Genomic DNA, 6,761 nt, shown 5'->3' with positions numbered 1-6,761 from the left:
CGGGTCCTGGCATTTTGACAGGGCCTGCACGGGCAAAATAGACGCTTGCATTTGAAAGACCTGACGCAATGACACCCCTTGTTTCGCCCGATTGGCAAGCCGTGACCACTGAGCCCGATGGCCTGAGCGAGTCGCCATTTTGGCATTCTGGCGAATCGCGTCTTTATTGGGTTGATATTCCTGCCCGGCGCATTGGGCGGGTGGCGGTGCTGGGTCTGCAGGCACAAGGTGAGGTCGAATACTGGCCCTTGGCGCAAGAGCCTGGCTGCATTGCGCCTGTGCAAGGTGGCGGTCTGGTCATGGCTTTGCGCGATGGGATTTATCTGGCACGCACTTGGCATGGCGATTTGCAACAGCTCACCGTTGCGCCCTACGACAGCACGCGATTGCGCTTCAACGATGGCCGATGCGATCCACAAGGCCACTTCTGGGCTGGCACGCTGTACGAGCCCAAAGACCAGCCGCTGGGTGTGCTCTACAGGCTGAATGGGCACGGGCTGCACCGCATGCTGCACGGCGTGACCACCGCCAATGGTCTGGCCTGGTCACCCGATGGTCGAACCCTGTACTGGGCCGACACCGCCGCGCACCGTGTGCGGGCGTTTGACGTTGACCCGGTCAGCGGCCAATTGTCAGGCGAGCGATTGTTTCACCAGATGACGCCCAAACCAACGGGCTGGGCCTGGGGCGATGCAGCCCCCTATGGCGGCCGCCCCGACGGTGCGGCGGTGGATGCCGAAGGCGCTTACTGGTCCGCCCAATACGAAGGTCAGCGGCTGCTGCGCCTGTCGTCTGCGGGTGAAGTACTGGCCGAAGTGAAAACGCCAGTGCCCTGCCCGACCATGCCCTGCTTTGGCGGACCCGACCTGAAAACCCTGTTCATCACCACATCTCGCCAGGGCCGCAGCGCCGCAGAGTTGGCGCAGTACCCTCAGGCGGGTTGTATTTTTGCGCTTCGGGTGGCCGTGCCCGGGCTGGCGGTGAATTATTTCCACGGCTGAGCGCCCTCCAATTTCCAGCAAGCCTTTCATTCAAAAAATTCACACTGCGGCCACAGGCTGGGAGTTACCATCCTTTTCATGGACGCTGAACTCAATTTCCTCATCGACGCCGTACGCGCTGCTGCTGGCCAGGGGCGCACTTTGCGCCTGCGTGGTGGTGGCACCAAAGACTTCTGGGGCCATAGCCTCACGGGTGAGGTGCTGGACACCCGCGGCTATCGCGGCATCGTGAGCTATGAGCCCAGTGAGCTGGTGGTGACTGTGCGATGCGGCACGCCACTGGCCGAGCTGGAATCTGCGTTGGCTGAAAAAGGCCAGTGCCTGGCGTTTGAACCGCCGCATTTTGGCGAAGGTGCGACCGTGGGCGGCATGGTGGCCGCGGGCCTGAGCGGTCCGGCCCGCGCTACGGTCGGCGCAGTGCGTGACTATGTGCTGGGTGCGCGCTTCATCAACGGTCTGGGCGAGCACCTCACGTTTGGTGGCCAGGTCATGAAGAACGTGGCCGGTTACGACGTCAGCCGCCTGATGGCGGGCAGCTGGGGCACGCTGGGCCTGATCACCGAGGTCAGCCTGAAGGTCTTGCCCGTGGCCCCGGCCGAGGCGAGCTTGATGATCGTGGGTTTGGCCCAAGGCCCGGCGCTCGACTTGTTGCACCGTTGGGGGGGGCAGCCCTTGCCCCTGAATGCCAGTGCCTGGGTGCGCGACACCATGGCCCAGCCGGTGGCCGACTATTTGTTTGTGCGCCTGCGTGGCGCCGTGGCGGCGGTGCAGTCGGCCAAGGTCAAGATGAGCGCCGATGCTCTGGCGCTGGGCGCGCAGGTGCAGCAGATGGACAAGGCAGAAGCCGTGCAAGATTGGCGCGCCAGCGCTGATCAAAGCTTGGCCTTTTTTGAAGCCCCTAGCCCCGATGTTTGCTTGTGGCGTTTGTCGCTGCCGCAAACCGCACCGGTGCTGGATTTACCCTACCCTTTCTACACAGAGTGGCAAGGGGCACAGCGCTGGCTTTGGGCGCCCTCGTCTGCGGCGGTGGCCTTGCGTGAGCTGGCGCAATCGGTGGGGGGACACGCCACTTTGTTCCGCGCCAGCGCAGCCCATGCCTCACTCGACAAGGCCGCCGGTGTGAGCACCCCGCTTGATGCGGTACAGCAACGCATTCAACAACAACTGCAGCAACAGTTCGACCCCAAAGGCGTTTTCGCCACCGGCCGACTGCAACCCATCTGATCCGGGACGACCACCATGCAAACCAAGCTCGCCCCCGAATACCAAAACACCCCTGAAGGCCTGGAGGCAGAAGCCATTTTGCGCAAGTGTGTGCACTGTGGCTTTTGTACGGCCACCTGCCCCACCTACCAACTTTTGGGGGACGAGCTGGATGGCCCGCGTGGCCGCATCTACTTGATCAAGCAGGTGCTGGAAGGTGAAACACCCACGCGCAAAACACAAATGCACCTGGACCGTTGCCTGACCTGCCGCAACTGCGAAAGCACCTGTCCCAGCGGCGTGCAATATGGCCACTTGGTCGACATCGGCCGCAAGCTGGTGGACGCCAAAGTCGAGCGCCCGGCCAGTGAAAAACTGTTGCGCTGGGCCCTCAAAGAAGGCCTGCCTTCGCCCCTGTTTGCCCCGGCCATGAAGATGGGCCAGATGGTGCGCGGCCTGCTGCCCGCCACTCTGAAGGCCAAAGTGCCTGCACCACAAAACGCCGGTGCCTGGCCCACCGCGCAACACGCCCGCAAGGTGCTGATGCTGGCCGGGTGCGTGCAGCCGAGCATGAGCCCCAACATCAACACCGCCACCGCCCGCGTGCTCGATGCTTGCGGCATCCAAACCGTGACCGCGCCCAAGGCCGGGTGCTGCGGCGCGCTCAAGTTCCACCTGAATGACCATGAAGGCGGCAAAGACCACATGCGCGCCAACATCGACGCCTGGTGGCCACTGGTGGAAAGTGGCGAAGTCGAGGCGATCGTGATGAATGCCTCCGGTTGCGGGGTGATGGTCAAAGACTACGGCCATGCGCTGAAAGACGACCTGGCTTACGCCGACAAGGCCGCACGCATCGGCGCCTTGACCCGCGACCTGAGCGAGTTGCTGCCTGAGCTGGTGCCGCTGCTCCAAGCCAAGATCAAGCCCGAAGCCCTTCAAGCTGCAGGCCTGCAGGCCTATCACCCGCCTTGCACGCTGCAACATGGCCAGCAGCTCAAAGGGGGCGTTGAAAAGCATTTGGGCGATCTGGGTTTTCAGATCAAGGTCACCGCCAACGAGTCGCACCTGTGCTGCGGCTCAGCGGGCACTTACAGCGTGCTCAACCCGGCGCTGTCCAAACAGCTGCGCGACCGCAAGTTGGGCCACTTGAACGCATTGGAACCCCAGGGCGTTTTAAGCGCCAACATCGGCTGCATCACCCACCTTCAAAGCGGCAGCGGCCTGCCGGTTCGGCATTGGGTGGAGTTGCTGGACGAGGCGATCAGCACGGACTGATCACACGGCGGTGCATCACCCGCCTGAAATTCCGCGCCGGGATCCCAAACCTGACAAAAAAGGGCAGGCAGGGTCCTCAGCCAGCGCGCAACAGCAGCATCAACTTCTCCATCAATTCCACCAGCCCGATCGCCTGCGTGCCCTAGCGCATCGGAAAGCCGTTACTCAGGGTGGGTGTCGTAGAGCGGTTGATGTCGATGGCCATCCAGGGCTGCCGCAGGCGGCGCACCAGTTGCAGGTCCAGCAAGTCGTTGCAGTGCGCTACCGCTGGGCTGCACACGCCCAAGCCGCTGGCCACGCGGGGTTCGCTGACCAGCATCGTCAGCCACCCCAAAGTCCTTTTGCCCATCTGGCAAGGCCTGTGTCAGGAGGCGCCGAAATGCCCGCAGGGGTAGTATCAATACTGGATGGCAGACTGCGCGTGTTAAGCGCAAACAAAGGACAAGACGATGGCGATACCTTGGTTGATGGCGCTCAAAGTAATTCCCTGGGGCGATGTGATCGAACACGCCCCCACGGTGCTCAAAGCCGCGCGCAAGTTGATGGAGCGTCAGCCGCCTCAGTCTCCAGGCCAAGCAGGCACCCCTGCCACGGCAACCCCGGTGAGCACCGTGCCAAGTTTGGGCGAACTCAAAAATGCCCTGATTGCCGCGCAAGGCCAGATTGACCTCCAGGCCCAAACCCAGCGCGAGCTGACCGAAACCCTGGCCGAGTTGGCTGAACAAAATGCCCGGCTGGTCAGCGCCGTCGATGTGCTGCAGCTGCGCACCCGGCTGCTGATGTGGGGTGCTGCGGCCCTGTTGGTGTGGCTGGTGGGGCTGACCTGGTGGGTTTGAGCCGAGCAGTCTGAGTGGGCTTGGGGCCGATGACACAGACCCGTTGGCAAGTCTTTCAGACCAATGCGCAGGGTGCTGAGCCAGTCGCTTGCTATCAAACCACCATCAATTTGCCATCAAAACACCATTAAGTTGCCGCCAAAGCGGCCTCAATGTCCTTGGCCATCTTCTCCGGTGCATCTTGCGGTGCGTAGCGCTTGATCACGCGCCCGTCCTTGCCGACCAGAAATTTGGTGAAGTTCCACTTGATGGCCTTGCTGCCCAGAATGCCAGGGGCTTCGGCGGTCAGCCATTGGTACAGCGGGTGGGCGTGTTCACCGTTGACCTTGATCTTGCTCATCATCTGAAAGCTCACGCCGTAGTTTTTCTGGCAAAAGTTGGCAATCTGGGCGTCATCGCCTGGGTCCTGGCTGGCGAATTGGTTGCAGGGAAAGCCCAGAACCGCCAAGCCTTTGTCGCCGTAGGTTTTGTGCAGCTTTTCCAGCCCGGCGAATTGGGGCGTGAAGCCGCAGGCACTGGCGGTGTTGACGATCAGCATCACCTGACCTTTGAATCGGGACAAGCCCACGGGCTGGTTGTCAATGCCAAGGGCTTCCAAGTCATACAGGCTCATGGGGTGCTTTCAGAGGTTGTGGTGTCTGGCGTGCATCATGCCAGCTGGGTCATTCAGTCGGCCTTGTGGCCTGGCCCGACCACCGACAGCAAAGCTGCCAGCAAGATCAAGGCCCCACCCAGCAGGGTGCGGCTTTCCCAAGCTGATGCGCCCAGCAGGACCGAGGACACACTGGCAAACAGCACTTCGGACAGCATGACAAGGGCTGTGGTGTGGGCCGCCAAACGGGCGGCGCCGTATTGCAGCGCCAGGTTGCCAAACAAAAAGGAGATGCCGAGCAAGGCCACCAGCGGCACCCAGGCCCAGGTGGGCGCCTGGCCAACGGCCACAACGCCGGTCGCCAGGCCCGCCATGGCGGCCAATGTGGCCATCACGGCGCCGCCTCCAAACATGGCCAGCGTGCGCGATGAACTGGGCGTGTCCTTGAGCTTGAGCAGCAATGCGTTGGTGATGGCGAACGTCAGGCCGCCCGTGAGAGCCAACACATCGGCCAGGCTTTCGGGCACGGGCCAAGGCGTCTCTGGGGTTTTGAGCACGATGAACAATCCGGCCAGCGCCAGCAGCAAGCGCAGTAAGGCCATGCCCGTGGGCTTTTCGCCCAGCAGCCACCAAGCCACCAGCACCGACCAAGCGGGCATCAAATAAAACAGCAGCACCACCCGCACCACGTCGCCCACCGTCACGGCCCAGTTGAAACCTACATTGGTCAGGCCCGAGGCCAACAGCAACAGCCACAGCCCGGGGTGGCCGCGCCAGCTTAGCAACTGCCCGCTGCGCCAAAGCCACAAGCTGATGGACACAAATACAAAGCCATAGACCAGCGCCGTGGCCCACAACGGGTGCAGGCCTTGGGCTTCGAGTTGTTTGAAGGGCCACCAGCACACGCCCCAGACAAAAGCGTTCAGCAGCAGCCCGGCCACGGCCAGACTTTTAGGGGATGACGGGCCCATGAAAGAGGGTGTCAGGACGGATCGCCTGGTGTGTCAGAAGCTTTGCTGCTTTGGCGCTTGCGCCACCAGCGCCAGCCCAGCCAGACCACGCCCAATCCCAGCAGGGCAAAAATGCCGTGCTGAAACTGGCGCAGCACGGCAAACATCCAGTCCCAATTTTGCGCGCCAAAGTAACCCAAGTACACCCAGATGGGCACGCTGATCAAGGCGGCAAAGCCGTCCATCAAGAACCAAGTGGCAAAGCTCACGCGGTGGCTCATGCCTGCCGAAAAGAAGACCGGGGTGCGCAGGCCGGGTAAAAAACGGGCCACAAACATGACCCATTTGCCGTACTTGTGAAAAGCGTCTTGTGCGCTGGCAAAGCGCTCGGGGGTCAGGATTTTGCGGAACCCGGGCAATTTGGAAATCCGCTGGCCGTAGAGCCGACCCAGGGTGAACATCAGGCCATCGCCAATCAAGACGCCCGCCATGCCTACGGCAAACATGGTGTGCACATCGGCGTGACCCAGCCCGGCGATTACGCCACCCGTGACAAGGGTCACGTCTTCGGGAATAGGCACGCCAAAACCACAAACCAAGAGCATCACGAACACAGCCAAGTAGCCGTATTCGGTGAAGATGGGCATCAGAAATTGAAAAACTTCCATGGATTACAGGGTTCAGCCAGCGCCTGAACGGTTCAGGCGGAATGCGCGGGGTTGACAAGCAGCGGATCAGTGTAAAGCATTTGCATGGCCCTTCCCGGGTGGGGTCTGGGCGGGTTTCCCCCTGTGGTCCTAGGGGTGAGCAGGGTCTGTTTTTCAGTTTGGACACAGGCCGACTGACTTGTTTTCGTCATGGCCGCGTCATGGGCGTTTCATGGCTGGTTTTTAAGATGAGC

At 61.8% G+C, this 6,761-nt stretch carries 8 protein-coding genes; 4 read left to right on the top strand and 4 right to left on the bottom strand.

The features are described 5' to 3' along the window. The first annotated feature begins 68 nt into the window (after positions 1 to 68). From ACIQ3A_RS07100 to glcF, 3 genes are all read left to right on the top strand, one after another. Complete coding sequence (locus ACIQ3A_RS07100) at positions 69 to 1,001, top strand: SMP-30/gluconolactonase/LRE family protein (protein WP_396431051.1); 933 nt, start codon at positions 69 to 71, stop codon at positions 999 to 1,001. Between the two features lie 78 nt (positions 1,002 to 1,079). Next, positions 1,080 to 2,225: a glycolate oxidase subunit GlcE gene (gene glcE / locus ACIQ3A_RS07095; protein WP_396431050.1), complete on the top strand. Its 1,146-nt coding sequence runs from the start codon at positions 1,080 to 1,082 to the stop codon at positions 2,223 to 2,225. A gap of 15 nt (positions 2,226 to 2,240) precedes the next feature. Further along, entirely contained in the window at positions 2,241 to 3,482 is a 1,242-nt protein-coding gene (gene glcF / locus ACIQ3A_RS07090; protein WP_396431049.1) for a glycolate oxidase subunit GlcF, read from the top strand. Between the two features lie 142 nt (positions 3,483 to 3,624). Here glcF and ACIQ3A_RS07085 read toward each other — a convergent pair whose 3' ends face one another. Then, entirely contained in the window at positions 3,625 to 3,831 is a 207-nt protein-coding gene (locus tag ACIQ3A_RS07085; protein WP_396431048.1) for a hypothetical protein, read from the bottom strand. 100 nt (positions 3,832 to 3,931) lie between these two features. Here ACIQ3A_RS07085 and ACIQ3A_RS07080 point away from each other — a divergent pair, with 100 nt between their 5' ends. Next, complete coding sequence (locus ACIQ3A_RS07080) at positions 3,932 to 4,318, top strand: hypothetical protein (RefSeq protein ID WP_396431047.1); 387 nt, start codon at positions 3,932 to 3,934, stop codon at positions 4,316 to 4,318. 127 nt (positions 4,319 to 4,445) lie between these two features. Here the strand turns inward: ACIQ3A_RS07080 and ACIQ3A_RS07075 are convergent, their stop codons facing one another. Genes ACIQ3A_RS07075 through ACIQ3A_RS07065 form a run of 3 tightly spaced genes read right to left on the bottom strand, consistent with a single transcriptional unit; the run spans position 4,446 to position 6,528 of the window. Next, the gene (locus ACIQ3A_RS07075; protein ID WP_396431046.1) at positions 4,446 to 4,931 is read right to left on the bottom strand and encodes a glutathione peroxidase; all 486 of its coding nucleotides are present in this window, start codon (positions 4,929 to 4,931) and stop codon (positions 4,446 to 4,448) included. Between the two features lie 53 nt (positions 4,932 to 4,984). Next, a complete protein-coding gene (locus tag ACIQ3A_RS07070; protein WP_396431045.1) occupies positions 4,985 to 5,881 on the bottom strand; it encodes an EamA family transporter in 897 nt (298 codons plus the stop codon). 11 nt (positions 5,882 to 5,892) lie between these two features. Beyond that, a complete protein-coding gene (locus tag ACIQ3A_RS07065; protein ID WP_396431044.1) occupies positions 5,893 to 6,528 on the bottom strand; it encodes a DedA family protein in 636 nt (211 codons plus the stop codon). Positions 6,529 to 6,761 lie beyond the last annotated feature (233 nt).

The organism is Limnohabitans sp., from assembly GCF_044361985.1.
In the GTDB taxonomy this organism is placed as follows: Bacteria; Pseudomonadota; Gammaproteobacteria; order Burkholderiales; family Burkholderiaceae_C; genus Limnohabitans_A.
Note: the sequence above shows the minus strand (reverse complement) of the source record. Positions and strands in the feature narration are given on the sequence as shown.

Coding starts and splice junctions, on each gene's coding strand:
- ACIQ3A_RS07100 (WP_396431051.1), top strand. CDS start 69: ATGACACCCCTTGTTTCGCCCGATTGGCAAGCCGTGACCACTGAGCCC.
- glcE (WP_396431050.1), top strand. CDS start 1,080: ATGGACGCTGAACTCAATTTCCTCATCGACGCCGTACGCGCTGCTGCT.
- glcF (WP_396431049.1), top strand. CDS start 2,241: ATGCAAACCAAGCTCGCCCCCGAATACCAAAACACCCCTGAAGGCCTG.
- ACIQ3A_RS07085 (WP_396431048.1), bottom strand. CDS start 3,831: ATGGGCAAAAGGACTTTGGGGTGGCTGACGATGCTGGTCAGCGAACCC.
- ACIQ3A_RS07080 (WP_396431047.1), top strand. CDS start 3,932: ATGGCGATACCTTGGTTGATGGCGCTCAAAGTAATTCCCTGGGGCGAT.
- ACIQ3A_RS07075 (WP_396431046.1), bottom strand. CDS start 4,931: ATGAGCCTGTATGACTTGGAAGCCCTTGGCATTGACAACCAGCCCGTG.
- ACIQ3A_RS07070 (WP_396431045.1), bottom strand. CDS start 5,881: ATGGGCCCGTCATCCCCTAAAAGTCTGGCCGTGGCCGGGCTGCTGCTG.
- ACIQ3A_RS07065 (WP_396431044.1), bottom strand. CDS start 6,528: ATGGAAGTTTTTCAATTTCTGATGCCCATCTTCACCGAATACGGCTAC.